The sequence below is a fragment of the Acidovorax sp. 69 genome, from assembly GCF_002797445.1.
In the GTDB taxonomy this organism is placed as follows: domain Bacteria; phylum Pseudomonadota; class Gammaproteobacteria; order Burkholderiales; family Burkholderiaceae_C; genus Acidovorax.
In genome coordinates this window covers 1,729,236-1,754,805 of the sequence record NZ_PGEP01000001.1, presented here as the reverse complement: position 1 = coordinate 1,754,805, position 25,570 = coordinate 1,729,236, and the positions used below count along the sequence as shown (strand labels likewise).

Annotated in this window: 22 protein-coding genes and 1 tRNA gene; 1 reads left to right on the top strand and 22 read right to left on the bottom strand. The window is 55.7% G+C overall.

What is annotated here, in order from left to right:
* Nucleotides 1-6: 6 nt before the first annotated feature.
* The 19 genes from CLU85_RS08055 to rpsO all read right to left on the bottom strand — a co-directional run bounded on the left by CLU85_RS08055 (nt 7) and on the right by rpsO (nt 18,213).
* Nucleotides 7-1,482 (bottom strand): NADH-quinone oxidoreductase subunit M, encoded by a 1,476-nt coding sequence (locus CLU85_RS08055; RefSeq protein ID WP_100409805.1) that lies wholly within the window; start codon nt 1,480-1,482, stop codon nt 7-9.
* A gap of 12 nt (nt 1,483-1,494) precedes the next feature.
* A complete protein-coding gene (gene nuoL / locus CLU85_RS08050) occupies nt 1,495-3,534 on the bottom strand; it encodes an NADH-quinone oxidoreductase subunit L (protein WP_157803944.1) in 2,040 nt (679 codons plus the stop codon).
* 31 nt (nt 3,535-3,565) lie between these two features.
* Nucleotides 3,566-3,874 (bottom strand): NADH-quinone oxidoreductase subunit NuoK, encoded by a 309-nt coding sequence (gene nuoK, locus CLU85_RS08045; RefSeq protein ID WP_094285673.1) that lies wholly within the window; start codon nt 3,872-3,874, stop codon nt 3,566-3,568.
* The gene (locus CLU85_RS08040; RefSeq protein ID WP_100409804.1) at nt 3,871-4,539 is read right to left on the bottom strand and encodes an NADH-quinone oxidoreductase subunit J; all 669 of its coding nucleotides are present in this window, start codon (nt 4,537-4,539) and stop codon (nt 3,871-3,873) included. The genes nuoK and CLU85_RS08040 overlap by 4 nt, the downstream gene beginning before the upstream one ends.
* 50 nt (nt 4,540-4,589) lie before the next feature.
* On the bottom strand, nt 4,590-5,099 hold the full coding sequence (gene nuoI / locus CLU85_RS08035) for an NADH-quinone oxidoreductase subunit NuoI (protein ID WP_100409803.1): 510 nt from the start codon (nt 5,097-5,099) through the stop codon (nt 4,590-4,592).
* A gap of 15 nt (nt 5,100-5,114) precedes the next feature.
* Nucleotides 5,115-6,197: an NADH-quinone oxidoreductase subunit NuoH gene (gene nuoH / locus CLU85_RS08030; RefSeq protein ID WP_100409802.1), complete on the bottom strand. Its 1,083-nt coding sequence runs from the start codon at nt 6,195-6,197 to the stop codon at nt 5,115-5,117.
* Nucleotides 6,194-8,326, bottom strand: a complete 2,133-nt coding sequence (nuoG, locus tag CLU85_RS08025) for an NADH-quinone oxidoreductase subunit NuoG (protein WP_100409801.1) — start codon at nt 8,324-8,326, stop codon at nt 6,194-6,196. The genes nuoH and nuoG overlap by 4 nt, the downstream gene beginning before the upstream one ends.
* A gap of 14 nt (nt 8,327-8,340) precedes the next feature.
* Nucleotides 8,341-9,696: an NADH-quinone oxidoreductase subunit NuoF gene (gene nuoF / locus CLU85_RS08020; protein WP_369858308.1), complete on the bottom strand. Its 1,356-nt coding sequence runs from the start codon at nt 9,694-9,696 to the stop codon at nt 8,341-8,343.
* Complete coding sequence (nuoE, locus tag CLU85_RS08015; protein ID WP_100409799.1) at nt 9,696-10,223, bottom strand: NADH-quinone oxidoreductase subunit NuoE; 528 nt, start codon at nt 10,221-10,223, stop codon at nt 9,696-9,698. Before nuoE ends, nuoF begins: the two co-directional genes overlap by 1 nt.
* Nucleotides 10,220-11,473 (bottom strand): NADH-quinone oxidoreductase subunit D, encoded by a 1,254-nt coding sequence (locus CLU85_RS08010; RefSeq protein WP_100409798.1) that lies wholly within the window; start codon nt 11,471-11,473, stop codon nt 10,220-10,222. Before CLU85_RS08010 ends, nuoE begins: the two co-directional genes overlap by 4 nt.
* Before the next feature lie 28 nt (nt 11,474-11,501).
* Nucleotides 11,502-12,110, bottom strand: coding sequence for an NADH-quinone oxidoreductase subunit C (locus CLU85_RS08005; RefSeq protein WP_100412433.1), 609 nt, complete (start codon nt 12,108-12,110; stop codon nt 11,502-11,504).
* 10 nt (nt 12,111-12,120) lie between these two features.
* Complete coding sequence (locus CLU85_RS08000; protein WP_007849129.1) at nt 12,121-12,600, bottom strand: NADH-quinone oxidoreductase subunit B family protein; 480 nt, start codon at nt 12,598-12,600, stop codon at nt 12,121-12,123.
* Between the two features lie 25 nt (nt 12,601-12,625).
* Nucleotides 12,626-12,985: an NADH-quinone oxidoreductase subunit A gene (locus CLU85_RS07995; protein WP_056061547.1), complete on the bottom strand. Its 360-nt coding sequence runs from the start codon at nt 12,983-12,985 to the stop codon at nt 12,626-12,628.
* Between the two features lie 73 nt (nt 12,986-13,058).
* Nucleotides 13,059-13,143, bottom strand: a tRNA-Leu gene (locus CLU85_RS07990).
* A gap of 114 nt (nt 13,144-13,257) precedes the next feature.
* Nucleotides 13,258-13,623: a preprotein translocase subunit SecG gene (secG, locus tag CLU85_RS07985; protein WP_100409797.1), complete on the bottom strand. Its 366-nt coding sequence runs from the start codon at nt 13,621-13,623 to the stop codon at nt 13,258-13,260.
* 38 nt (nt 13,624-13,661) lie between these two features.
* Nucleotides 13,662-14,411 (bottom strand): triose-phosphate isomerase, encoded by a 750-nt coding sequence (tpiA, locus tag CLU85_RS07980; RefSeq protein WP_100409796.1) that lies wholly within the window; start codon nt 14,409-14,411, stop codon nt 13,662-13,664.
* A 2-nt stretch (nt 14,412-14,413) separates the two neighbouring features.
* Nucleotides 14,414-15,400: an NAD(P)H-quinone oxidoreductase gene (locus tag CLU85_RS07975; protein ID WP_100412432.1), complete on the bottom strand. Its 987-nt coding sequence runs from the start codon at nt 15,398-15,400 to the stop codon at nt 14,414-14,416.
* Nucleotides 15,401-15,495: 95 nt separating this feature from the next.
* Nucleotides 15,496-17,739 (bottom strand): polyribonucleotide nucleotidyltransferase, encoded by a 2,244-nt coding sequence (pnp, locus tag CLU85_RS07970; RefSeq protein ID WP_100409795.1) that lies wholly within the window; start codon nt 17,737-17,739, stop codon nt 15,496-15,498.
* Between the two features lie 207 nt (nt 17,740-17,946).
* A complete protein-coding gene (rpsO, locus tag CLU85_RS07965) occupies nt 17,947-18,213 on the bottom strand; it encodes a 30S ribosomal protein S15 (protein WP_005793232.1) in 267 nt (88 codons plus the stop codon).
* A gap of 377 nt (nt 18,214-18,590) precedes the next feature.
* Here rpsO and CLU85_RS07960 point away from each other — a divergent pair, with 377 nt between their 5' ends.
* Nucleotides 18,591-18,905: a hypothetical protein gene (locus CLU85_RS07960; RefSeq protein ID WP_232727768.1), complete on the top strand. Its 315-nt coding sequence runs from the start codon at nt 18,591-18,593 to the stop codon at nt 18,903-18,905.
* Between the two features lie 36 nt (nt 18,906-18,941).
* On the opposite strand, the gene ribD is transcribed toward CLU85_RS07960, so the two are convergent.
* The 3 genes from ribD to CLU85_RS07945 all read right to left on the bottom strand — a co-directional run bounded on the left by ribD (nt 18,942) and on the right by CLU85_RS07945 (nt 25,511).
* The gene (gene ribD, locus CLU85_RS07955; protein WP_100409794.1) at nt 18,942-20,027 is read right to left on the bottom strand and encodes a bifunctional diaminohydroxyphosphoribosylaminopyrimidine deaminase/5-amino-6-(5-phosphoribosylamino)uracil reductase RibD; all 1,086 of its coding nucleotides are present in this window, start codon (nt 20,025-20,027) and stop codon (nt 18,942-18,944) included.
* Nucleotides 20,028-20,139: 112 nt separating this feature from the next.
* Nucleotides 20,140-20,628: a type IV pilin protein gene (locus CLU85_RS07950; RefSeq protein WP_100409793.1), complete on the bottom strand. Its 489-nt coding sequence runs from the start codon at nt 20,626-20,628 to the stop codon at nt 20,140-20,142.
* Nucleotides 20,625-25,511, bottom strand: a complete 4,887-nt coding sequence (locus tag CLU85_RS07945) for a pilus assembly protein (RefSeq protein ID WP_232727767.1) — start codon at nt 25,509-25,511, stop codon at nt 20,625-20,627. The genes CLU85_RS07950 and CLU85_RS07945 overlap by 4 nt, the downstream gene beginning before the upstream one ends.
* Between the last annotated feature and the right edge of the window lie 59 nt (nt 25,512-25,570).

The window sequence follows — 25,570 nt, the reverse complement described above, 5'->3', positions numbered from 1 at the left end:
GTCTGGTCAGTTCAGCTTGGTCAGTGCGACATGCTTGAGCAGTTCCGCGACCGAAGTGTCCATCACGTCCGTGAAGGGACGTGGGTACAGGCCCATGGCCAGCACAGCAATCGCCAGCAGCGACATCACAAGGAATTCGCGGCTGTTGATATCCGTGAGTTCCTTGACGTGGTCATTGGCCACAGGGCCGAGGTACACACGCTTGAACATCCACAAGGTATAGGCAGCACCAAATATCAGTGCTGTGGCCGATGCCAGGCCAATCCAGAAGTTGGCCTTGACGGCACCCAGGATCACCATCCACTCACCCACGAAACCGGCCGTACCGGGCAGACCGCAGTTGGCCATGGCAAACAAAAGCGCGAACGCCGTGAAGTTGGGCATGGTATTGACCACGCCACCATAGGCCGCGATCTCGCGGGAGTGAACACGGTCGTACAGCACGCCGATGGACAGGAACATGGCGCCCGAAACGAAGCCATGGGCGATCATCTGCACCAAGCCACCGGACACACCCAGGTCATTGAAGATGAAGAATCCCAGGGTCACAAACCCCATGTGCGCCACGGACGAATACGCCACCAGCTTCTTCATATCCTTCTGGACCATGGCCACCAGGCCCACATAGATCACCGCAATCAGCGACAGGGCGATCATCAGCCATGCCCATTGGCGTGCTGCATCGGGAGCGATAGGCAGCGAGAAGCGCAGAAAACCATAGGCGCCCAGCTTCAGCATGATGGCGGCCAGCACCGCAGAGCCACCGGTAGGCGCCTCCACGTGCACATCAGGCAACCAGGTGTGGAACGGGAACATCGGGACCTTCACCGCAAAAGCCGCAAAGAAGGCAAAGAACAACAAAGTCTGAGCACGGCCGCTGAGAGGCAACTGGTGCCAAGTAGCGATGTCGAAGCTCCCGCCGGACTGGTTGTACAGAAAAATCAGCGCGATCAACATCAACAGCGAACCGAGCAGCGTGTACAGAAAGAACTTGAACGCTGCGTAAATCTTGTTGGGACCGCCCCAGATTCCGATGATCAGGTACATCGGGATCAGCGTGGCTTCGAAAAACACGTAGAACAGGATGCCATCGAGCGCGCTGAAGACGCCGATCATCAGACCCGACAAAATCAGGAAAGCACCCATGTACTGGTTCACGCGCTCGGTGATGGCTTCCCACGAGGCGATCACCACAATCACCGTGATGAAGGCGGTCAGCGGAACGAACCAGAAGGAGATGCCGTCCACGCCCAGGTGGTAGTGCACGTTGAAGCGCTCAATCCAGGCCGCCTTCTCGACGAACTGCATAGCAGCGGTGCCCAGTTTGAAGCCGTCATACAAAGGCAACGTGACCAGGAAACCGATCAACGCACCCAGCAGCGCCAACCAACGCACAGCACGTGCATGCTCATCCCGCCCAATGGCAAGCAGCAGCACACCGAAAGCAATCGGCGTCCAGATTGCAAGACTCAACAGACCCATTTGTTGTTTTCCTTATTTGATGAGCTGCATGAAAACATCGCCCCAGACAAACCAGGTCATCAGTGCGAAGACACCCAGGATCATCACCAGCGCATAGTGGAAGATAAAACCAGACTGCACCCAACGGACGATTCCGGACACTCCACGCACCAGCTTCCAGGAGCCATTTACCAGGGCGCCATCAATAATGGCTTGATCGCCGCCCTTCCAGAGACCCACACCCAGCGCCCGTGCACCACGGGCCAGAATGTTCTCGTTGATCCAGTCGAGGTAATACTTGTTTTCGAGCAACGTATAGACGGGCAGACACATGCGCTTGATGGCGGCCGGCAGTGCCGGATTCACCATGTACATGTAGTACGACAGGGCCACGCCAGCAACGGCCAACCAGAACGGGGCGGTCTGCAATCCATGCAGTGCCATAGCCCAAGCACTATGGAAATGCTCTGCCATATGGGCCATTGAGGGATGCTTGGCCGCATCCACAAAAATGACGTCCTTGAAAAAGTCGCCAAACAGCATGGGCTGAATGAACATGAAGCCCACCACCACCGAAGGAATGGCCAGCAGCACCAGCGGCACCGTCACCACCCAGGGGGACTCATGCGGCTCGTGGTGATCATCATGGCCGTGATCATGGTGATCGTCATGGTGTGCGTCAGGATTCTGATCGAAACGCTCTTTGCCATGGAAAACCAAGAAATACATGCGGAACGAATAGAACGCCGTGATGAACACACCGGCGAGCACAGCAAAGTGGGCAAACCCGGCAGCAGGCAAGTGACTAAAGTGCACCGCTTCAATGATGCTGTCCTTGGAGTAGAAACCCGAGAACAAAGGCGTACCGATCAGTGCGAGCGAACCCAGCAACGAGGTGATCCAGGTGATGGGCATGTACTTTCGCACCCCCCCCATCCAGCGGATGTCCTGGTTGTGGTGCATGCCCATAATGACGGAGCCAGCTCCGAGGAACAGCAGCGCCTTGAAGAACGCGTGGGTCATCAGGTGGAACACCGCCACCGAATAAGCCGAGGCGCCCAAGGCTACGGTCATATAGCCCAACTGCGACAGCGTGGAATAGGCCACCACGCGCTTGATATCGTTCTGAATGATGCCCAGGAAACCCATGAACAGGGCTGTGATGGAGCCGATAACCAGGATGAAATTGAGCGCCGTGTCCGACAACTCGAACAGGGGCGACATGCGCGACACCATGAAGATACCGGCGGTCACCATGGTGGCCGCGTGGATCAGTGCCGAGATCGGGGTCGGGCCTTCCATCGAGTCGGGCAGCCAGACGTGCAGCGGGAACTGGGCGGACTTGCCCATGGCACCGATGAACAGGCAGATGCAGATCACGGTGATCAGCATCCAGTCGGTGCCGGGGAACGGCAGGCCACCGAGTTCGCCCGACTTGGCGAAGATCTCGCTGTAGTTGAGTGTGCCGGTGTAGGCCGCGATCAGGCCGATGCCCAGGATGAAGCCGAAGTCGCCCACGCGGTTGACCAGGAAGGCCTTCATGTTGGCGAAGATGGCCGTGGGCTTGTTGAACCAGAAACCAATCAGCAGGTAGGACACCAGGCCCACCGCTTCCCAGCCGAAGAACAGCTGCAGCAGGTTGTTGCTCATGACCAGCATGAGCATCGAGAAGGTGAACAGCGAGATGTAGGAGAAGAAGCGGTTGTAACCCTCGTCCTCTTCCATGTAGCCGATGGTATAGATGTGGACCATCAGCGACACGAAGGTCACTACCACCATCATCATGGCCGTGAGGCTGTCCACCAGGAACCCCACCTCCATTTTTAAGCCACCCACTACCATCCAGGTGTAGAGCGTCTCGTTGAAACGTGCGCCATCCAGGGCCACACTTTTGAGCGTCATGGCTGACAGGACGAAGGCCACGAGTACACCAAGAATCGTGAGGGTGTGACTCAGGCGTCGGCCAATCCAGTTACCACCAAAGGTCGTACCGAAAATACCGGCCAGCAAGGCGCCTGCCAGCGGAGCCAGCGGCACGGCCAGGAGTGTGGAAGCAGAGAGGGTTTGACTCATTCTTGAGAACCTTGGGAATACCGGTGACTCATCAACCCTTGAGGGTGTTGAGATCTTCCGCGTTGATGCTGGACTTGTTGCGGAACAGCAGCACCAGGATGGCCAAGCCAATGGCAGATTCAGCAGCCGCCACCGTCAGGATGAAAAACACGAACACCTGTCCGTGCATGTCGCCCAGGTAATACGAAAACGCCACGAAATTCATGTTCACGGCGAGAAGCATCAACTCGATCGCCATCAGCAGCACAATCAAATTCTTGCGGTTCAGGAAGATGCCAATCACAGCCAGCGCAAACAGCATGGCCCCCAGAGAGAGAAAGTGGCCCAAAGTCAGCGTCATGCTTTTTTCTCCTCAACAGCAGGCTCAACCGAAACTTCTGCAGCGGCCTTTTGTGTCGCGGCGACCTTGACGACCTCCAGCCGATCAGAGGCACGCACCCGAACCTGCAACGATGGGTTGATGGCCTTGCTGTCCTTGCGTTGGCGCAATGTCAAGGCGATGGCTGCGATCATGGCAACCAGCAAAATGACGGCAGCTATCTCAACGGGAAACAAGTATTGGGTGTAGAGCAGCTTGCCCAACGCCTTGGTATTGGAATACTGAACCACTTGCCCCGCTGCATCCACTGCGGCGGCGACAGCCTTGGGCTCGTCCATGCCACGAAAGCCCCCCATCAGCACTGCAGCCATTTCCAGAGCGATCAACGCACCCACAGTCGCAGCTAAGGGGAAATGCTTCCAGAAGCCCTTGCGCACAGTATCGACGTGGATATCCAGCATCATCACCACGAACAGGAAAAGCACCATCACCGCACCCAGATACACGAGCACCAGGGCAATGGCCAAAAACTCGGCCTTGAGCAACACCCACACGGCTGCTGCCTGCGAGAACGCGAGGATGAGATAGAGCACCGCATGCACCGGGTTGCGCGCAGTGATCACCCGGAAAGCTGCAAACAACAGCACCACCGAGAAGAGATAGAAGAAACCAGTCTTGGCGTCCATGAATCGGGTCTTTATAGAAAGTCTGGCAAAGAAGCTGAAACCAAAACCGCTCAGCGGTACTTGGCGTCTGCAGCCTTGGCTGCCGCAATTTCACCTTCGTACCGGTCACCCACAGCCAAGAGCATGTCCTTCGTGAAGTACAAATCACCACGCTTTTCACCGTGGTACTCCAAGATATGCGTCTCGACAATTGAGTCAACGGGGCAGCTTTCTTCGCAGAACCCGCAGAAGATGCACTTGGTCAGATCGATGTCATAGCGCGTGGTACGGCGAGATCCATCAGCGCGAACATCCGACTCAATCGTGATCGCCATGGCGGGGCAAACAGCCTCACACAGCTTGCAGGCAATGCAGCGCTCCTCGCCGTTGTCATAACGGCGCAGGGCATGCAGACCACGAAAACGTGGAGAGAGAGGAGTCTTCTCTTCAGGGAACTGCACGGTCACCTTGCGGCGAAAAGCGTACCGGCCCGTAAGAGCCATGCCCTTGAGCAACTCCACGAGCATGAAGCTCTTGAAGAAATCCTTGAACGAGAAAGATGCAGCAGCAACAGCAGTCATTTGTGATGTCCCCGCTTATTTCCAGATATTCCAGGGCGAGAGCAACCACCCGCCAACAAACAACAGATATACCAGCGTGACCGGGATGAAGATCTTCCAGCCCAGACGCATGATCTGGTCATAACGAAACCGCGGGAAGGTTGCCCGAATCCAGATGAACATGGACACCACAAGGAAGGTCTTGAGGCCCAGCCAAATCCAGCCAGGAATCCAGTTGAACAATGCACTGTCAATCGGCGACAGCCAGCCGCCCAGGAACATCAGCGCCGCCAAAATAGACACCAGCCACATGCTGGCGTACTCGGCCAGAAAGAAAATCGCGAAGCCCATGCCCGAATACTCGACCATGTGACCGGCCACGATTTCGGCCTCCCCTTCCACTACGTCAAAAGGGTGGCGATTTGTTTCGGCAACGCCAGAGATCAGATACACCAGGAAAATGGGCAACAGGGGCAACCAGTTCCACGACAGAAAAGTCAGCCCCTTGTCTGCGGCCATGCCACGAGCCTGCCCCATCACAATTTCGGTCAGATTCATGCTACCCGACACCATGATCACTACGAGGAAGCAGAAGCCCATGGCAATTTCGTAGCTCACCATCTGGGCAGACGCACGCAATGCGCCCAAGAACGCGTACTTGGAGTTCGATGCCCAGCCAGCAATGATCACGCCGTACACCTCAATCGAGGTGATGGCCATCACCAGCAGCAGACCAGCATTGACGTTGGCCAGCGCTACGTCGGGCCCAAAGGGAATCGCCACCCAAGCCGCCAAGGCGGGCATGATAGCCATGACCGGGCCGAGCACAAACAACCCTTTGCTCGCGGCCGTGGGCTGGATGATTTCCTTGGTCAACAACTTCAGCGCGTCGGCGATAGGTTGCAGCAAACCCATCGGCCCCACGCGGTTCGGACCGTGACGCACCTGCATGAAACCTAGCAGCTTGCGCTCCCACAGCGTGAGATAGGCCACAGCCCCCATCAGGGGAGCCAAGATGCAGACGATTTTGATCACGATCCAGAGTACCGGCCAGACCATGCCGGTCCACCATCCAAAGGAAAGCAGGTTCAGGCCCGCGTTATAGATCGCGTCGATCATGCAGCCACTCCTTCACGTGCCGTGCGCGCGTCGGCTGTCAGCTGCAGCGACGTGGAACGGCGCACCAAGCCGTCGAGTTGATAGATAGATGCGACTGCGGGTTCTCCAACTGCGGCAGTGGCCACAGGAACCGTTTTCACGGCGTTGGACAGCTGTGCAACGGGCACTTGTGTGAACTTGCCTGCAGGAGTGTCCGTGGCACGGGCTAGCACGTCCTGCGAGGTTTCGAAGTCGAAACCAGGCACGCCCAGCAAGTTGGCCAGTACACGCAAAACCTTCCACCCCGGGCGGGTATCCCCCAGGGGGCGCACCACAGCGTGGAAACTTTGCAGACGGCCTTCAGCGTTGACAAAACTACCCGAAGTTTCGGTGAACGGGGCAATTGGCAACAGAACGTCACTGAACTCCATATTGGCCTTGAAGGGGCTCAACGTAACCACCATCTCTGCATCACTCAGGGCAGCAGCCGCACGGGCACCAGCTGCCGAGTCGTAAACCGGCTCGGTATTGAGCAACAAGGCAGCCTTCAAACCACCGGAAAGCATTTGACCTGCATTCAGACCACCATTGACGGGTTGAGCGCCCGCAAACTGGGCTCCCACCGTGTTAGCGGCTTCCGTCAGATAGCCTACTGTTGCACCCGTGTTCTCGGCGATCCAGCCCGCCAGCGCCAGCAGCTGTGCCGCCTGCGCGTGGTGCGCAGCGGCGTTGCCCAGCAGGACGGCCTTGCGATCACCGCCCAACAGGGAACGGGCGATCGCTTGCGCGGCATCATCCGAAGGTGCGGCCCCTTCGGGAGCAGCAATGCCTTTTTCCTGGGCCACAGCGGAAGCAATCCCGCCCAGGATCTGAACCCATTGGCTGGCGTGCTGAGCCACAAATTGTCCGACCGGCATCGCCCAGTCGTGAACGACAGAATCGACGGCATTGACTTGGCAACCATGGCGCGCGGCCTGGCGGATTCGCTGGGCGAACAGCGGGTGATCCTTGCGCAAGTTAGATCCTACGACCAGCACGCGCTGCAGCGCAGACAAGGATGCGATCGAGGTCCCGAGCCAACGGATACCTTCAGAGACCGCAAATTCAGCATTGCGCAGGCGGTAGTCAATGTTGTCGCACCCCATACCGCGGACCAAAGCCGAGGCCAGGTACAGCTCCTCAAGCGTGCTATGTGGGCTGACCAAAGCACCGATAGCACTGGCGCCATGGTCGTTCTTGATGTTCTTCAAGCCGTTGGCGACATACTCCAACGCAGTCTGCCAATCGACTTCCTTCCACATGCCGCCATGCTTGAGCATAGGCTGGGTCAGGCGATCACCACCATTGAGCGCTTCGTAAGAAAAACGATCGCGATCAGCGATCCAGCATTCGTTGACGGCCTCGTTCTCCAGCGGGACCACACGCATAACCTTGTGATTCTTGACCTGGACAATCAGATTGGAACCGGTCGAATCGTGCGGACTGACCGAGCGGCGGCGCGACAGTTCCCAGGTGCGAGCGCTGTAGCGAAACGGCTTGCTGGTCAACGCGCCCACGGGACAAATATCGATCATGTTGCCCGACAGCTCGGAGTCGATCGTATCGCCGACCACGGTGGTGATTTCGGAATGCTCGCCACGGTGGATCATGCCCAATTCCATCACGCCGGCCACTTCCTGACCAAAACGCACGCAACGGGTGCAGTGAATGCAGCGGCTCATTTCCTGCATGGAAATCAGCGGACCAACATCCTTGACGGGCACGACGCGCTTCTCTTCCTCATAGCGCGAGGAAGAGCCACCGTAGCCCACGGCCAAATCCTGCAATTGGCATTCGCCGCCTTGGTCGCAAATGGGGCAATCCAGCGGGTGGTTGATGAGCAGGAACTCCATGACCGACTGCTGGGCCTTGATCGCCTTGTCGCTCTTGGTGCGCACGACCATGCCTTGCGTCACGGGCGTGGCGCAGGCAGGCATGGGCTTGGGGGCTTTTTCCACATCCACCAGGCACATGCGGCAGTTGGCCGCGATCGAAAGCTTCTTGTGGTAACAGAAATGGGGAATGTAGGTACCGGCCTTTTCGGCTGCATGCATCACCATGCAACCTTCGGCGACTTCTACTTTCTGACCGTCCAGTTCAATTTCAACCATATGTTCTCTCGCGATCAAACGGAGGTCGCAGCCTGCACGGCCTTGGTCCGGATCAGTGCCTCAAACTCGGGACGGAAGTGTTTGATCATGGCGCGCACGGGCATTGCTGCAGCATCGCCGAGGGCGCAAATCGTGCGACCTTGAATGTTGTCTGCCACCGAATTGAGCAGGTCCAGATCACCGTCACGGCCCTGCCCATGCTGAATACGGTCAATCACCCGCCACATCCAGCCCGTTCCTTCACGGCAAGGCGTGCACTGACCGCAGGACTCGTGCGAATAGAAATACGACAGACGCAGCAGGCTCTCGACCATGCTCCGCGAGTCGTCCATGACAATGACTGCACCCGAACCCAACATGGAGCCAGCCTTGGCAATGGAGTCGTAATCCATCGTGCAGTCCATGATGATGGACGTTGGCAGCACAGGAGACGACGAACCACCAGGAATCACAGCTTTGAGCTGACGCCCCTTGCGCACGCCACCGGCCAGTTCAAGCAACTTGGCAAAGGGCGTGCCCAGCGGAATTTCATAGTTACCAGGCTTTTCCACATCACCAGACACAGAAAAAATCTTGGTGCCGCCGTTGTTGGGCTTGCCACATTCAAGATAAGCCGCACCACCGTTACGGATGATCCACGGCACGGCCGCAAAGGTTTCAGTGTTGTTGATGGTCGTAGGCTTGCCATACAGGCCGAAGCTGGCTGGGAACGGCGGCTTGAAGCGCGGCTGCCCCTTCTTACCTTCCAGTGATTCGAGCAGTGCGGTTTCTTCGCCACAAATGTAGGCGCCGAAACCGTGGGCGGCATGCAGCTGGAAGCTGAAATTGCTACCCAGGATCTTGTCGCCCAGGTAACCGGCGGCTCGCGCTTCTTCAAGGGCTTCCTCGAAGCGGTCATAAGTCTGGAAAATCTCGCCGTGGATGTAGTTGTAGCCCACAGAGATGCCCATCGCGTACGCCGCGATGATCATGCCTTCGATGACGATGTGTGGATTGAACTGAAGGATGTCGCGGTCCTTGCAAGTCCCTGGCTCACCTTCGTCGGAGTTGCACACGAGGTACTTCTGGCCGGGGAACGAGCGGGGCATGAAGCTCCACTTGAGGCCGGTGGGAAAACCCGCACCGCCACGGCCACGCAGACCCGACTCCTTGACGGTGGCGATCACTTGGTCCTGGGTGAGGCCTTCGCCTTCACCCTGGGCAAGGATCTTGCGCAAGGCGGCGTAGCCACCACGCGCCTCGTAGTCCTTGATACTCCAGTTCGTGCCATCGAGGCCCGCAACAATCTGCGGATTGATGTGACGGTCATGGAAGCAGGTCTGAACGCCGGTGGCCTGGAACTGCGAGAGGATCTTCTGTGCGGCGGTGATCATGCTTGCCCCTCAGCGGCACGAAGACCGTCCACGAGCTGGTCGAGCTTGTCGTTGTCCATAAAGCTACACATGGTGCGGTCGTTGACCAGCATCACCGGCGCATCGGCGCAAGCGCCGAGACACTCGCACTGCTGCAGGGTGAACATGCCATCGGACGTGGTCTCGCCCATGGTCACGCCCAGCTTCTTCTCAAGGTGGTGCAACGCCTTCTGGCCGTCGCGCAGCTGGCAAGGCAGATTGGTACAGACGTTGAGCTTGTACTTGCCTGTCGGCTGCTGGTTATACATGTTGTAGAACGTGGTGACTTCATGCACCGCGATCTGGGCCATGCCAAGGTACTCTGCGATCACAGCCTCGCTCTCGACGCTGACCCAGCCCTGCTCCTGCTGCACGATGGTCAGGCAAGCCATCACGGCGGACTGCGCCTGCTCGGGCGGGTACTTGGCCACTTCGCACGCAAAGCGGGTGAGTGTTGCCTCGGTTATGGCACCAGCGGTCAGGTTCTTCGATTCGGTACTGCTCATCGGTCAATCTCCCCGAACACGATATCCATGGTGCCGATGATGGCCACAGCGTCAGCGATCATGTGGCCTCGGGCCATCTCGTCGAGTGTGGCCAAGTGCGCAAAGCCGGGCGCACGAATCTTCAGGCGGTAGGGCTTGTTAGCACCGTCGCTCACCAGATAAATGCCGAATTCGCCCTTGGGGTGCTCGACGGCGGCATAGGCTTCGCCCTCGGGGACGTGGAAGCCTTCGGTGAACAGCTTGAAATGATGAATCAGCTCTTCCATGTTGGACTTCATGGATTCGCGATCAGGAGCAGCCACCTTGTGGTTGTCGGTAATCACGGGGCCGGGATTGACTCGCAGCCAGTCAACGCACTGCTTGATGATGCGGTTGGACTCGCGCATTTCCTGCACGCGCACGAGATAGCGGTCGTAGCAGTCGCCCGTCTTGCCCACCGGAATGTCGAAATCCATGCGGTCATAAACATCGTAGGGCTGTGTTTTGCGCAGATCCCATGCGATACCGGATCCACGGATCATGGGGCCGGTCATACCAAGATTCAACGCGCGATCAGGCGGCACCACGCCGATGCCCACCGTGCGCTGCTTCCAAATGCGATTGTCTGTGAGCAGCGTCTCGTACTCATCCACACAGGCAGGGAAGCGTTGCGTGAAGTCGTCAATGAAATCGAGCATCGAACCCTGGCGGTTCTGGTTCATGGCCTCCAGGGCCTTGGCGTTCTTGATCTTGCTGATCTTGTACTGCGGCATGGAGTCCGGCAGGTCACGGTACACGCCGCCTGGACGGAAATAAGCCGCATGCATGCGTGCGCCCGAGACGGCTTCGTACATATCGAACAAGTCTTCTCGTTCGCGAAAGGTGTAGATCAAGATAGTGGAACTACCGCAATCGTTGCCATGCGAGCCAAGCCACATGAGGTGATTCAGCAGGCGAGTGATCTCGGAGAACATCACACGGATGTACTGGGCGCGGATAGGCACTTCCAGACCCAGGAGCTTCTCGATAGCCAGACAGTAAGCGTGCTCATTGCACATCATGGACACGTAGTCCAGTCGATCCATATAGGGCAACGACTGAATGTAGGTCTTGTGCTCAGCCAGCTTTTCGGTGGCACGGTGCAGCAAACCAATGTGCGGATCCGCGCGCTGCACAACTTCGCCATCAAGCTCAAGCACCAGGCGCAGCACGCCGTGCGCCGCAGGGTGCTGCGGCCCGAAGTTCAGGGAATAGTTCTTGATTTCAGCCATGGTGGGTCACATAGGGCGAGAGGCGCCTTTAGTGCAGGCCTCCGTACTTGTCTTCGCGAATGATGCGTGGCGTGATTTCGCGCGGCTCAATCGACACCGGCTCATAAACCACCCGACGCTGCTCGGCGTCGTAGCGCATCTCAACATGTCCAGACAGTGGAAAGTCCTTGCGAAACGGATGACCAATGAAGCCGTAATCGGTCAGGATACGGCGCAGATCATTGTGACCATCGAACACGATGCCAAACAAGTCAAAAGCTTCGCGCTCATACCAGTTTGCCGAGTTCCACAGATCGGACACCGAGGCCACGACAGGAAAGTCGTCATCTACACAGAACACCTTGACGCGCACGCGCTGATTCAGACTCACGGACAGCAAATGCGACACCACACAATAGCGAGAGCCTTCATTCACCGCATCGGCGTACGCGGAATAGTCCACCCCGCACAAATCGATCAATTGCTCGAAACGGCAACTCTCCGCATCACGCAGCAGGCGCATGGCATCAAGATAGTCCTCAGCAGCCACAACCACAGTGACCTCATCCAGAGCCACCGTGATCTGCCGCACTTTCGCCCCCAGTGCTGCAACGATATTGTTTTTGAGAATTTCGGGCCGAATGGCAACAGCAGTCATCATCAACCCTTCAGACGCGAGCAATAGTGTTGGTGCGGCGGATTTTCTGCTGCAGCTGGATGATCCCGTAGATCAGCGCTTCTGCCGTGGGAGGGCAGCCTGGCACATACACATCCACCGGGACGATGCGATCACAACCGCGCACCACAGAATAGCTGTAGTGGTAGTAACCACCCCCATTGGCACACGAACCCATCGACAGCACCCAGCGAGGCTCCGACATCTGGTCGTACACCTTGCGCAGCGCGGGCGCCATTTTGTTGCACAGCGTTCCGGCCACAATCATCAGATCGGACTGCCGAGGGCTTGCGCGAAACACTTCAGCACCGAAGCGACCAATGTCGTAACGAGCCGCTGCCGCATGCATCATCTCAACCGCACAGCAGGCCAGACCAAATGTCATGGGCCACAGCGAGCCAGTTTTGGCCCAATTCACCACCGAGTCATAGCTCGTGGTGATAAAGCCTTCCTTCATCACGCCTTCAATCATTGCATCAGTCCTTGTTGAAGCTCGCTCATTCCCAGTCCAGGGCACCCTTTTTCCACTCGTAGGCAAACCCCACGACCAGGATGGCCAGAAAAATAACGACCGCCACGAAGCCCGCAACACCCACCTCATGCAACGTCACCGCCCAAGGAAACAGGAATGCGATTTCGAGATCAAACAGAATGAAAAGAATGGCGACGAGGTAGTAGCGCACATCGAATTTCATGCGCGCGTCCTCGAAGGCTTCAAAGCCACATTCGTAGGGGGAATTCTTCGCGGCATCCGGGCGGTTGGGGCCCAGTATGTAGCCGAGCACCAGAGGGACAACGCCTACGGCGATGCCGACCAAGATGAACAAAAGGACGGGGAGGTACTGATCGAGGTTCATCTTGAGGATGTGCTCACCGCTGTGGCCTTGCCCGTCACGACCCCAGACGGATCATGCAGGCAGGCCTTTGTTTTGGTGCCGTCGGCGAGACTCGAACTCGCACAGCTTTCGCCACTACCCCCTCAAGATAGCGTGTCTACCAATTTCACCACGACGGCTGATTTTTGTATCTGGATGGCATGAGGAACCTTGCGGTTTTGGCTTCCCAGACAATCCGGAATTCTACTCCGGAAAAACCCTGCTTCGACCTTGAGCGCCCAAATTCGTGCAGATTATTTAGTCGGAATCTGCGCAGCGCCGGAGGCAGGCATTGCTGGCACAACCGCAGCATCCGGCGTTGCTGGTGCACCCGATGGCACAGCGGCAGGAGCCTCCAGCACACTGCCCGATGTTGCAGGCCGTGCATTGCCAAAGTAAGCCAATGCCAGGGTGGAAACAAAAAATACAGCGGCAAGCACCGCCGTGGTGCGAGACAAGAAATTGGCACTTCCACTCGCACCAAACAAACTGCCAGAGCTGCCACTGCCAAATGCCGCCCCCATATCCGCACCCTTGCCATGCTGAATCAAGATTAGGCCAATCATCACCAGGGCCGCCAACATCTGCACCGCCAAAATCACATTCACGATCACGTTCATTCTCTGTTCACTCCTGATTGAATAGCTTCGCTGAGGCTTTAACGGGCCGCAGCAATAATTTGCAAAAAGTCGGGGGCTTTCAACGAAGCTCCTCCAACCAGTCCACCGTCAATATCGGGCTGCGCCAGCAATTGCGCAGCATTGGCCGCATTCATGCTGCCGCCATACAAAAGGCGGACGCGGTCGGCATGCTCGCTCGCTGCCGAGAGCTGTGCGCGCAGCACCGCATGGACCGCCTGCGCCTGCTCTGGTGATGCTGTGCGCCCAGTGCCAATGGCCCAGACTGGCTCATACGCCACCACGATTTCGCTGATGCAATGACCATTGAGGTGAATCACCGCCGCAAGCTGACGCTTGACAACAGACTCTGTCTGCCCCGCCTCACGCTCCTGCAGCGTTTCGCCCACACAGACGATAGGAGTGATACCCGCAGCCAACGCGTGCTGAGCCTTCTCTGCCACCACCACATCCGTTTCACCATGGTACTGGCGGCGCTCTGAATGCCCCACCAACGCATAACGCACACCAAAGTCCTTGAGCATGCCGGCAGAAATCTCGCCCGTATAGGCCCCCGATTCAAACCGGGACACATCCTGTGCCGCCACGGCGACTGCCGCTCCAGCGGTCAGCAACTGCACCTGCGCGAGATAGGGCGCGGGCACAGCCACCGCAACGTCACACGCCACATCACCCAGACCGGCAATGAGTGCCTTCAACAATGCCTCATTGGCAGCCAAGCTGCCGTTCATCTTCCAATTACCGGCGATGAGTTTTTTCTTACTGTTCATGGTTACCACGTCAAAACAATCTTGCCGATGTGCTGGTTCGACTCCATCAAGGCATGGGCCTGGCAAGCATCCGCCGCCGCAAACGTGCTATGGATGACTGGACGTACTTTGCCCGCAGCCAACAAAGGCCATACCTGCGCACGCAGGGCGAGCGCAATCGCTCCTTTGAACGCCACAGGACGCGGGCGCAGCGTAGAACCCGTGATAGTGAGTCGCCGCCGCAAGACAAGCCCCGCATTGAAGCCGCTTTTGACGCCACCTTGCACTGCGATGATCACAATACGACCATCCTCGGCCAAGCACTCCACTTCGCGCGCGACATAGTCGCCGCCGACCATGTCGAGCACTACGTCAACGCCCCGCCCCTGAGTCACGCTCTTCACCTCAGCCACAAAGTCCTGCGACTTGTAGTTGATGGCATGGTGCGCTCCGAGCGCCAGACAGGCCGCACATTTGTCATCACTGCCCGCCGTGGCGATAACCACTGCACCAAACGCCCGGGCGAGTTGAATGGCTGTGACACCAATTCCACTGGTGCCACCCTGCACAAGCAGAGTCTCCCCCGCCTGCAAACGGCCGCGATCAAAAACATTGCTCCATACCGTGAAGAAGGTCTCAGGCAACGACGCCGCCTCTACATCACTGAAGCCCTCGGGCACCGGCAAGCACTGCACAACCGGTGCGACACACCACTCGGCATACCCACCACCCGCCACCAGCGCACAAACACGGTCACCAATACGAACGCCCGCTGCAGCCATGGCTGCAGCATCACCCGACTCCACGACACCAGCCACCTCCAGACCCGGAAGGTCGGAAGTTCCGGGAGGTGGCGCGTAGTGACCCAAGCGCTGCAGCACATCTGGGCGATTGATGCCGCTCGCACGGACACGAATCAACACCTCGCCAGCACCCGGCTGCGGCACAGGGCGTTCGCCCAGCTTCAAAACTTCAGGACCGCCAAAAGACGTGATCTCAACAGCGCGCATGTTGCGGTTCATCGAAAGAAAATTTCAAACGATTCTAGCCGCTAGCGCTTTACACAAAAGCGCCGGCAGCTATAAAATCAATAGCAATCTACCGTTTAACCAACGATCTGCTCGGACGCACCATCCGACAACAGGGATTGTTGCTGCTGCTGCTCGGCGGGCTGACGACCACCGTCGCGACCATGGTCACGGCGAGGCTCGCGGTCACCACGCTCTGCAGGCGCAGGGCGCTCGCCACCGCCAGCGGGACGCTCGGCCAAAACTTTCATGGACAACTTGACGCGGCCCTTTTCATCCGTCTCCATGACCTTGACCTTGACGATCTGGCCTTCGGTCAGGTAGTCAGACACCTTCTCGACACGCTCGTGCGCAATCTGACTGATGTGCAACAAACCATCCTTACCGGGCAGCAGATTGATAAGGGCACCGAAGTCCAGGATCTTGGTCACAGGGCCTTCGTAGATCTTGCCAATCTCGACTTCTGCCGTGATTTGCTCGATGCGCTTCTTCGCTTCATCGGCCTTGGCGGCGTCGGTCGCAGCGATAGTGATCGTGCCATCTTCTTCGATGTTGATCTGGCAACCGGTTTCTTCAGTCAGCGCACGGATCACGGAACCGCCCTTACCGATCACGTCACGGATCTTCTCGGGGTTGATCTTCATCGTGTACAGCTTGGGAGCGAAGTTCGACACTTCGGTCTTGGCCTCACCCATGGCTTCTTGCATTTTGCCCAGGATGTGCACGCGCGCTTCCTTGGCCTGAGCCAAAGCGACTTCCATGATTTCCTTGGTGATGCCCTGGATCTTGATGTCCATCTGAAGCGCCGTGATACCAGCGGTCGTACCTGCCACCTTGAAATCCATGTCACCCAGGTGATCTTCGTCACCCAGGATGTCGGTCAGCACGGCAAAACGGTTGGCATCCTTGATCAGACCCATGGCAATACCAGCCACATGGGCTTTCATGGGCACGCCAGCGTCCATCATCGACAGACAGCCGCCGCAGACCGAAGCCATGGACGACGAACCGTTGGATTCGGTGATTTCCGAGACCACACGCATGGTGTAGGGGAACTCTTCCTTCGATGGCAGCACTGCCACCAGAGCACGCTTGGCCAGACGGCCGTGACCGATTTCGCGGCGCTTGGTCGAACCCATGCGACCCACTTCGCCAGTGGCAAAGGGAGGCATGTTGTAGTGCATCATGAAACGGTCTTCATACTCGCCCGCCAGTGCGTCGATGCGCTGCGCATCACGCTCGGTGCCCAGTGTGGTCACGACCAGCGCCTGAGTTTCACCACGCGTGAACAACGACGAGCCGTGGGCACGTGGCAACACGCTGCTGCGGATTTCGATAGGACGCACAGTGCGCGTATCACGACCGTCGATGCGAGGCTCGCCCGCCAGAATCTGACTGCGCACGATGCCGGCTTCGATGTCGAACAGCATGCCTTCGACCTTGACGGAGTCAAAGTCAGCGCCTTCAGCCTTCAGTGCAGCCATGACGGAAGCATAGGCTTCGCGGCAGGCCTGCGTGCGGGCTTGCTTGTTGCGGTTTTGGTAAGCTGCACGCAGCTTGTCAGTGGCCAGAGCGCCAACCTTGGCGATCAGGGCTTCGTCCTTGGCAGGAGCAGCCCATTGCCACACCGGCTTGCCCGCGTCGCGCACCAGATCATGGATGGCATTGATAGCCACATTGCCTTGTTGGTGACCGAACACTACGGCGCCAAGCATGATTTCTTCGGAGAGCTGCTGGGCTTCGGATTCCACCATCAGCACAGCGGCTTCGGTCCCAGCAACCACCAGGTCCATTTGCGAGCCCTTGCGCGCTGTTTGGCCAGGGTTCAGAACGTATTCGCCGTTGATGTAACCCACGCGTGCCGCACCAATGGGACCATTGAAGGGGATGCCGGAGATGGCCAAGGCTGCGCTGGTAGCGATCAGGGCAGCGATGTCAGCATCCACTTCGGGGTTCAACGACACGGTGTGGATCACCACGTGCACTTCGTTGAAGAAACCTTCTGGGAACAGTGGACGGATCGGACGGTCAATCAGGCGGCTGGTCAGGGTTTCGTGTTCGCTGGGCTTGGCTTCACGCTTGAAGAAGCTGCCAGGAATCTTGCCTGCAGCGTATGTCTTTTCAATGTAGTCCACCGTCAGAGGGAAAAAGTCCTGACCGGGCTTGGCGCCCTTGGAAGCGACCACGGTGGCCAGCACCACGGTGTCATCAATATTCACCAGCACAGCGCCGGAGGCTTGGCGGGCAATCTCACCCGTTTCCATGATGACGGTCTTGTCACCCCATTGGAAAGACTTGGTGACTTTGTTGAAAATGCTCATGTTCAGCTCCTGTTTTGATAGCTGGTAGCGCACTACCAGATTGTTCTGGAGGGCAATTCAGAACACGATGCCATTCCAGTGAAACTGCGTACCAGCCATTGGTCGCAACCTCATTGGAATGACACAGCTTCGCTCTGTTTTGCGACTCCGAAGTAAAAAACGCCTGAGCTAGCGGACTAACCCAGGCGTTTTCGCATGCAATGAAAATTACTTGCGCAGACCCAACTTGGCGATCAGCGCGGTGTAACGGTCAGCGTCCTTGGCCTTCAGGTAGTCCAGCAGCTTACGACGACGGCTCACCATGCGCAGCAGGCCACGGCGACCATGGTGGTCCTTGGCGTGCGTCTTGAAGTGGGGGGTCAGTTCGTTGATGCGGGCGGTCAGCAGGGCCACTTGCACTTCTGGGCTACCAGTGTCGTTGGCAGCGCGGGCGTTTGCCTTGACGACTTCGGCCTTGATAGAGGATGCGATCATAATTTTTCCTTGAATGTGGCCGACCTTATGGCAGGCCATGGTTTTTTACTTGCGCCAGCAGCTGGAACGGCCACAGGCGTGCGTCTTGCACCATGCAAAACCGCTGGATTATACCTCGAAGCAAATTTTCAGCGGAGTTGCAGCCAGCAGCCCCCTCAAGGCGCAGGCCAAGCATTCGTACAGCCATTCAACCGCGAGAGTCAAAGTACCTCCGCCTCAAGAAACACGGGGAAAATGCGGCCTTTTGATCGCCTCAATCGCAGACACCCCTGCGACGGCTACCTATCTATGATTGCAAACACTGCATGTCTCGCATTGCAGCGCCCTCAGCACACATGCAAGCGGACCTACTCCACACAACAAACCAGAGGCCACCCATGACATCAATAAAACCCCCATCGCACACTCAACACAGAGTCACCACGCGCTTACTCAACGCGCTCATCGCTGCCATAGGTGCAGTGGTTGTAGTGGCCGCCGTTGCAACTCCAAAAGCCGCATACAGCGTCGAGCCGACATCAAAAACGATACATAAACCGACGGCCCAGCAAACCAAGAAAAAAGGCGCCGTCAAGATCAAACACCAACGCAGCACATCGGAAGAAACTACAACAGAGCGCGACCGAAGGCTCACGCGCGAATGCAAGGGAGCACCCAACGCGGGCGCCTGCCTTGGATATGTACGCAAATAAGGGGCAGGCAACCACAGCGCAGGAAAAGGCGGGCCGTTAGAAGCGATCCCGCCCAATGACCCGGGCTAGCAAACGCACATCAGGCCCTACGCGGTCTACTCCCGCGAACTCGAGTGACAACGCCTGTGAAAGCTCTGTGAATGGGCCCCACTGCAACATTCCAAGCCCTGTGCCAATCAACTTCGGTGCCAGGTAGACCAAAAATTCATCAACCAACCCTTCGCGTACCAGGGAACCATTGAGCCTACTACCCGCCTCGACGTGCAATTCATTGATTTCACGGCGTGCCAAGTCTTTCATCATTTCCGACAAATCCACCTTTCCTTGGTCATTAGGCAAAACGATCACGGTCGCACCCAGTTCCTCCAATGCGCGTTGTTTTGCCTCATGTTCGATTGCTGCGTAGATATATACGGCGCGATCAGCTATAAAAATAGAAGCATTTAAAGGCACCTGCAACTCGCTATCTACGAGCACCAGAATGGGCTGTCGCTCCGTGTGAATCCCGCGCACATCCAACCGGGGATCATCGGCAAGAACGGTGCCAATACCCGCCAAAATAGCACACGCTCGGGCGCGCCACGCGTGCCCGTCGGCTCGTGCTTCAGGCCCCGTGATCCACTGACTGGCCCCATTCAGAAGCGCCATGTTTCCGTCCAACGAGGCGGCAATTTTCATACGCACCCAGGGGATTTTTCGCACCATGCGGCTGAAGAAGCCAAGGTTTAGCTCACGCGACTCGTCGCCCCTCTGTCCAACCTCTACTGCGACACCTGAGGCTCGTAAACGGGAAAAGCCCTTGCCCGCCACCAAAGGATTCGGGTCGGCCAATGACGCTACTACTTTGGCAATGCCCGCATTCACTAGCACATCGCAACATGGCCCTGTGCGTCCATGGTGCGAGCAGGGCTCCAGCGTGACATATGCTGTGGAACCTACTACTGAATGCCCCCTAAGCCGAGCATCACGCAAAGCCACAACTTCAGCATGGGGACCGCCCGCGCGTTGGGTGGAGCCTTGGCCCAATACGACTCCGCTCGCATCGGCGATCACACAGCCAACCCTGGGGTTCGGTGAAGTTCGCCACAATCCCTCGTGGGCGTTCGCTATTGCAATGTCCATCAAATGCTCGGCACCTTCAAAAATCCCCACATTATTTTTACAAATCAAAAGACCTCCGGCAAAAAAAAACCCAACCACGCTGCTGTGATTGGGTTCCCATGAAGCTCAAAAACTATTTCCAACAGGCCTCAATCGCTGCTGCCTTGCTGGAAAAACCTGAATAATTAGTCAAATCTCTTCGTCCAAGATGATCAATGGAAAAGTCTCCACAACGATCAGCAGCCATGGAAGATCCAGCCTTGCGCGTAGCCTGTACCGAATAGACATCCCGGACATTGTTAGTCACCACAACCGTTATGTCATATACCGGCGCCCCTTGACCCGGAGTGGGCGACACACTGAAACGAGATGGAAATTGCGAAGAATCGGTAACAGCCACAGGGGTTGCTGCGCTAGTTTTATCATAGCGGAAATTTTCCGTATAGAACCGCTCCATCCACTGCTGGCTTGCAATCAAAATGGTTCTAGCCTCTGCCCTGCGAGAACGCGCGATGTACTCCTTGTAGGACGGATAGGCCACCGCTGCCAAAATTCCAATAATCGCTACAACAATCATTAATTCAATCAGGGTAAAACCCTTTTGATATCGCTTCTTTGTCATTGGTTTGTCCTTAGACCAGGAATTTCACGCCATTGCAAACGTGGAGCCGAGCTAGTGCACAAAATCGCATCAGCGCTTCGTCCAGTCACTCGTTTCGCACGCTGACCGGCAGCGCAAATAGGGGCATCCTTGGTGCAAGTTGCTCCAACACAGGTGCATCCGGCTTCACCTGCCTTACACGTCTTGGTGAAGGGTTTTTTGGTTCGATCATTCACAACTTTGACCTTCTGATCGCCAATTTCCTTAGCGGCAACAATCACCTTCACCGACGCAACCTCTATGGTGCCTTGTGTGTTGCGCTCGGCACGGCCAGAGATAGGATCAACGGTGAACAATGCTGCATTCGGTGTCGATGAACACTCGTCAGTTGTTGTTTTGGGACGGACCGCTACGAAAGACATCACGCCTGCATCGACGGATGGGTCTGATAGCACAGCCTCTGAAGCGCCAGGAAGATTCAGATACCAGCCATCTTTTGTCGACCAGTCCATCGTCGCTCCAGCACTCACCGTCACAACTCCATCAGAGTCACGAGAATATGTCCGCGATGCCAGAGTAGTCAAGCCTGTGGGCAGCGCACGCCCACCCGAAGTGCCCATGCCCGGACGATCCCATATCCCGTAGACCCGCTGTACAACACCTGCACTCGGAAAATCCCCCGTTTCAAAGGCATTGCCTGTTCCAAAATTCACCAAAAATCCGCCCTTTGCCATGTAAAGCAGCTGCGGCGCCGTGGTGATTGGAAGCGGAATGACCTGGTTGGATACATTGGTATAGGTGGCTGTATACAGAGGCTTGTTCACACCGCTAGCCTTGTAAGCCACATCCCAAACTGCGGGATCGATACTCGAAATATTGAATTTCCAGAGATTACCCTTCAAATCACCGGCATAAACCACATCAGCCGTGCCGTTTCCATCAATATCCTCCCAACGCGGCGCTGACAGTCCATTGCCAGTTCCCGCATCTGCGACGATTTTTACATAACGACCAGTCCAACTGCTGACATTGGGTCCTTCCATATACAGAATAAACAAGGCCGCCTTACCCGATGTTGACTTATTACCATTACCTAGGATCAGCGCGTACTTTCCATTATTCAACTTAACAACAGGCAATGCTTGATTGGATGCCGAATGAACAGAAACGTCGCCAGTGATATATCCTAGATCCCCATCATCGTCCGAAGTAAATTGCCATTTAAAAACATTGGCTGCATTTGATTCAGTTAAATCGGCAACGACCGTAGCGTCCAAAGCAAATATGCCTTTACCCCCACGTCCCAGTGTGCCAAAAACATAGGTCTTCCAATCCGTCCCCACCTTGACATCGGCCACAAAAGGATTTCCATCCACATAAGGCCATACAGTTCCGACTGGCTGACTTTCTGCACCCGTGACAAAATTGACATTACTCAACTTAGTACGCGCCGTTGTACCCCTTTGCAATGGGATTTCAGCCAATCTGTTCGCAAGAGTGCCTGGCACATAGGCAAAAACCTCTTGGCCATTTGAGGGATTAAAAGCATGCAACATGCCGTCATTTGCCGCAACCCATAACAGCTTGGTTCGATTTTTCTGTGCAGCAAAGAAGGCACTATAACCATCAGCAGTAATGCCAGGCAATGTAGAACTTGGTGTACTCTGAATCCAAGGAGTACCATTCACCACAGGGCCAAGAAGACCACTCTCACGCTGACGCAGCCCATTGAGCCCCTCAAGCGTTTGGTCGCCGCGAATATAATTCAGCGCTAATTCCGCATTGGCATTAGTCAATACATTGGTACTGGCAGTTGTCATCTGCGTTACGTATGGCGCAGGCAACGAAGCCCATCGAAAAGCGACACCAGCTGAAGATCCGTTGCCATTATTCGTGATGATAGCCCGACTACTACTACTCGCGCGAGCCGCCAACAGAGCGCCGGCCTCCCAATTTGGAGTCGCAGCAAACTCTCCCTCGGAATCGACTTTGTAAGCCTCCAATGCACCGGTCACGGTAGCGCTGTCAAACTTCACCACGTACTTATAGCCATCGGCGACCAGTTGTGCCGAAGAAATTGCGGGTGCCGCATTGGAGTTTTTGGCAGCAGCATCCAGTGCCTTGCGCAGCTGGGACTCCAACAACTCAGGCCGGCGCGCCAAGAAATATCCATCAGGCTGACCATCTGAGCCAACACTACCATCGGCCCCCGCGCTGTCCCACGTGTCTTGCGTGGACGGCATAGCTACATTGCTGTAAGTGCCATCAGTATTCTTGGTGCTAGACTTGAAAAAACCATATTTTCCGGCGTACCACAATGGATCTTTGATAAGGGCATCAGTTTCACCCACCATATTGAATGTCTTACCCACCAAATAATCAGCATTTTTAACGCTGCAATAATTTGCCAAGGTAGGAATTGCTGAATCTCCGGTAGCACCAGTACCCGTGACAGCACATACCGAATCCTTATATTTTGTTGTACCTGTAAGAATTGTGTTTTGATAAGTAACATCACCGCAAAGATACTCGGATGTTGCTGGCATTCCTGTGAGCGTGGCAAACGTTGAACTACCACCACCGTGTTGGTGCGTAAGATACCGCCCATTCGCGCTTGATCCACCCTTTTGAACACCAATGATACTAAACCCGTGGGTACCTGCAGCACCGCCACATACCCCAGGAATATCAGTAGTAATTTTTATATCCCAACCCGATGGGGATGCAGCATTAGCAATCAGGTCATAACGAAGAAAACCAGTGATGTCCATGTCATAGTCGCCCCCCATCAAGATATCGTTCCATGTCACGATAAATGCACCGTAGGTTGCACCAGAGCTGATCGATGCGAATGTTAATGGAGCACTGACCTTACCGCCATTTTGTACACTCTCAGGTGTTATATACACGTACTTCTTGGGATTCGAGCCAGGAACTGGAACGTCAATGCGGGGGGCACCACCCGAAAGAGACGCCGCCATTGTGCGAACTTTCAAGGCATTTTCTACTTTTGCCAAATCTGCGGGTGGAGTAGCCAATGTGCGTATCTTGGTTGTGTTGCCATAAAGTGCAGCCCCGGCTACCTGATAGGTGCCGCCCATCGCTGGCGCCTCCGGACATACACCATTCACATTGGCCAACGAGGTCACCGTCTTCGCTGCACAAGAATTCTGATCATCTGCAGCAGTCAGGCCTTTGCCAGAAACGGAACCTATTGAGCGCAGTGTGCCAGTGATCCCCTCAGCATCTCCAATTTTATTAACAAACGAGTCGAGTCCTCCACCGGAGTTGGGCAACGTGCCAAAAGGTGTGGCAGCTTGCCCATCGAAACTCAGTGCACTTGAAGAAAATGTCAATATATTGAGTGGTCGGCAAACAGCATTGCCGTACTTTGCACGTGCCGTAGTATTGGCCAGGGTATCACTCCAACTGGCGACGGGCATTCCCACGCTCGCATCGTTTGTACCCGACGACGGATTAGTCGGCGTTGGTGTCGAACCATTGTAGGCATAATATTGCAACGCTTGAACAACCATTTCACCGATAGGATTACCCCACGCGGGCAAATCTGTTTCACCAGAGCCACTTGGCGTATTACCTCCGCCATAGCTGTGCCCCGATGTGCGGCCGTACAGCAATATAGAGTCAAATGCCTTTATCGCCCCAACCCCCGTGGGTCGGCTATCCGGAGCCGCCAAAGTGGCGCTGCATCCGGATAATAGACTGTGACAAAAAACACCAGTGGTGCGATTTATCTCATCCTCTAAATCACGGATATTTTTTCGCAATGCACCGGCTGTATTCTTCTTATCATAACTTCCGGTAATCAAACCAAACTCTACACGCGCAGCATCACCCGCATTTTTTGGATAGCCAAACTCTTGAAGGAGGCCGTATGGCTTGAAGTTGGTGGTTGATGCCGGGGGAAACGCTTGACAACGCTCCTCTCCAAGATAATTGGGGTCACATACTTTCACGCGCACGTTCAAATCTGGACCAATCCCCGAATATGTAGCGCCATCTCCGACTTTGTTGGGAATTGTGATTTCGTGCTTTACACCGCCATTACCTTTATCGATATCTGAATAAAATCGCGCCAACTTCGGCCCAAAAGTGCCTTGGCTATAACCATCTGTATCATGCCAACGGCACAATTGAATCTCCACCGTAGACCAAAATCGCACATTCCCTTTGACCAATCGCATGACAGGCTGAGACGTCTTTGGATCCTCGCTGTTACCGGTAACACAGATACTCAAACCAGCATAAACATTCGCGTTAGCGCCCGTTGTTTTCGTTAAGCTGGCTTGTGTGAAAGGCGTGTAGTCACGTATATCCGATTCTTTATAGTATTTAACAAACGAATGCGCATCGTAAACCAGTCGTGACCCCATCAATACAGTAGAGCCATTGCTATCGGTAGAGCGATAGCCACCATACAGCATCTTGCGCACAGTATCCAACCGGGTCATTGTCGCCCAATTAAGAAAATTACCACTCCAATAAGACTGTGCCGATGAACAGCTGTATTTTATGGAAGTGACTGTGCCCACGGTCACTGTCGTTTGAGTGGCTAATGCACTTGGATTGAATTGGTTACTTGCGCCGTCATATGAGTAGCATTTCGTCGCATCAAAATATCCGTAATATTTAAAAGAAGGCTTGAATGTAGTATCAATAATACCATCATTATCAAGATCTTCAAAATCAGAATAGATAGGACCAAAAAGCGAATGATCCTTCGATGCTGCGAGCATCATCATTGGCTTGTTGGCACTCGTAACAATATTCGGCGGTATCACATCGCGAGGCGTAGATACATCCAATGGAGTAGCAAAGATACCTACCACACCGGACAATCCAGTAAGGAGGACTCCTGCTTTTAAAACGATAGATAATTTCACAACGTGCTCCTGAATAATTTATTCAGCATTAAATAGATATTAACAACAGGTGATTCAAA

Excerpts from the sequence above, each read along its gene's own strand:
- CLU85_RS08055 (WP_100409805.1), bottom strand. The coding sequence starts at position 1,482 with ATGGGTCTGTTGAGTCTTGCAATCTGGACGCCGATTGCTTTCGGTGTG.
- nuoL (WP_157803944.1), bottom strand. The coding sequence starts at position 3,534 with ATGAGTCAAACCCTCTCTGCTTCCACACTCCTGGCCGTGCCGCTGGCT.
- nuoK (WP_094285673.1), bottom strand. The coding sequence starts at position 3,874 with ATGACGCTGACTTTGGGCCACTTTCTCTCTCTGGGGGCCATGCTGTTT.
- CLU85_RS08040 (WP_100409804.1), bottom strand. The coding sequence starts at position 4,539 with ATGGACGCCAAGACTGGTTTCTTCTATCTCTTCTCGGTGGTGCTGTTG.
- nuoI (WP_100409803.1), bottom strand. The coding sequence starts at position 5,099 with ATGACTGCTGTTGCTGCTGCATCTTTCTCGTTCAAGGATTTCTTCAAG.
- nuoH (WP_100409802.1), bottom strand. The coding sequence starts at position 6,197 with ATGATCGACGCGATCTATAACGCGGGCCTGAACCTGCTTTCCTTTGGA.
- nuoG (WP_100409801.1), bottom strand. The coding sequence starts at position 8,326 with ATGGTTGAAATTGAACTGGACGGTCAGAAAGTAGAAGTCGCCGAAGGT.
- nuoE (WP_100409799.1), bottom strand. The coding sequence starts at position 10,223 with ATGAGCAGTACCGAATCGAAGAACCTGACCGCTGGTGCCATAACCGAG.
- CLU85_RS08010 (WP_100409798.1), bottom strand. The coding sequence starts at position 11,473 with ATGGCTGAAATCAAGAACTATTCCCTGAACTTCGGGCCGCAGCACCCT.
- CLU85_RS08005 (WP_100412433.1), bottom strand. The coding sequence starts at position 12,110 with ATGACTGCTGTTGCCATTCGGCCCGAAATTCTCAAAAACAATATCGTT.
- CLU85_RS08000 (WP_007849129.1), bottom strand. The coding sequence starts at position 12,600 with ATGATTGAAGGCGTGATGAAGGAAGGCTTTATCACCACGAGCTATGAC.
- CLU85_RS07995 (WP_056061547.1), bottom strand. The coding sequence starts at position 12,985 with ATGAACCTCGATCAGTACCTCCCCGTCCTTTTGTTCATCTTGGTCGGC.
- secG (WP_100409797.1), bottom strand. The coding sequence starts at position 13,623 with ATGAACGTGATCGTGAATGTGATTTTGGCGGTGCAGATGTTGGCGGCC.
- tpiA (WP_100409796.1), bottom strand. The coding sequence starts at position 14,411 with ATGAACAGTAAGAAAAAACTCATCGCCGGTAATTGGAAGATGAACGGC.
- CLU85_RS07975 (WP_100412432.1), bottom strand. The coding sequence starts at position 15,400 with ATGCGCGCTGTTGAGATCACGTCTTTTGGCGGTCCTGAAGTTTTGAAG.
- pnp (WP_100409795.1), bottom strand. The coding sequence starts at position 17,739 with ATGAGCATTTTCAACAAAGTCACCAAGTCTTTCCAATGGGGTGACAAG.
- rpsO (WP_005793232.1), bottom strand. The coding sequence starts at position 18,213 with ATGATCGCATCCTCTATCAAGGCCGAAGTCGTCAAGGCAAACGCCCGC.
- CLU85_RS07960 (WP_232727768.1), top strand. The coding sequence starts at position 18,591 with ATGACATCAATAAAACCCCCATCGCACACTCAACACAGAGTCACCACG.
- ribD (WP_100409794.1), bottom strand. The coding sequence starts at position 20,027 with ATGGACATTGCAATAGCGAACGCCCACGAGGGATTGTGGCGAACTTCA.
- CLU85_RS07950 (WP_100409793.1), bottom strand. The coding sequence starts at position 20,628 with ATGACAAAGAAGCGATATCAAAAGGGTTTTACCCTGATTGAATTAATG.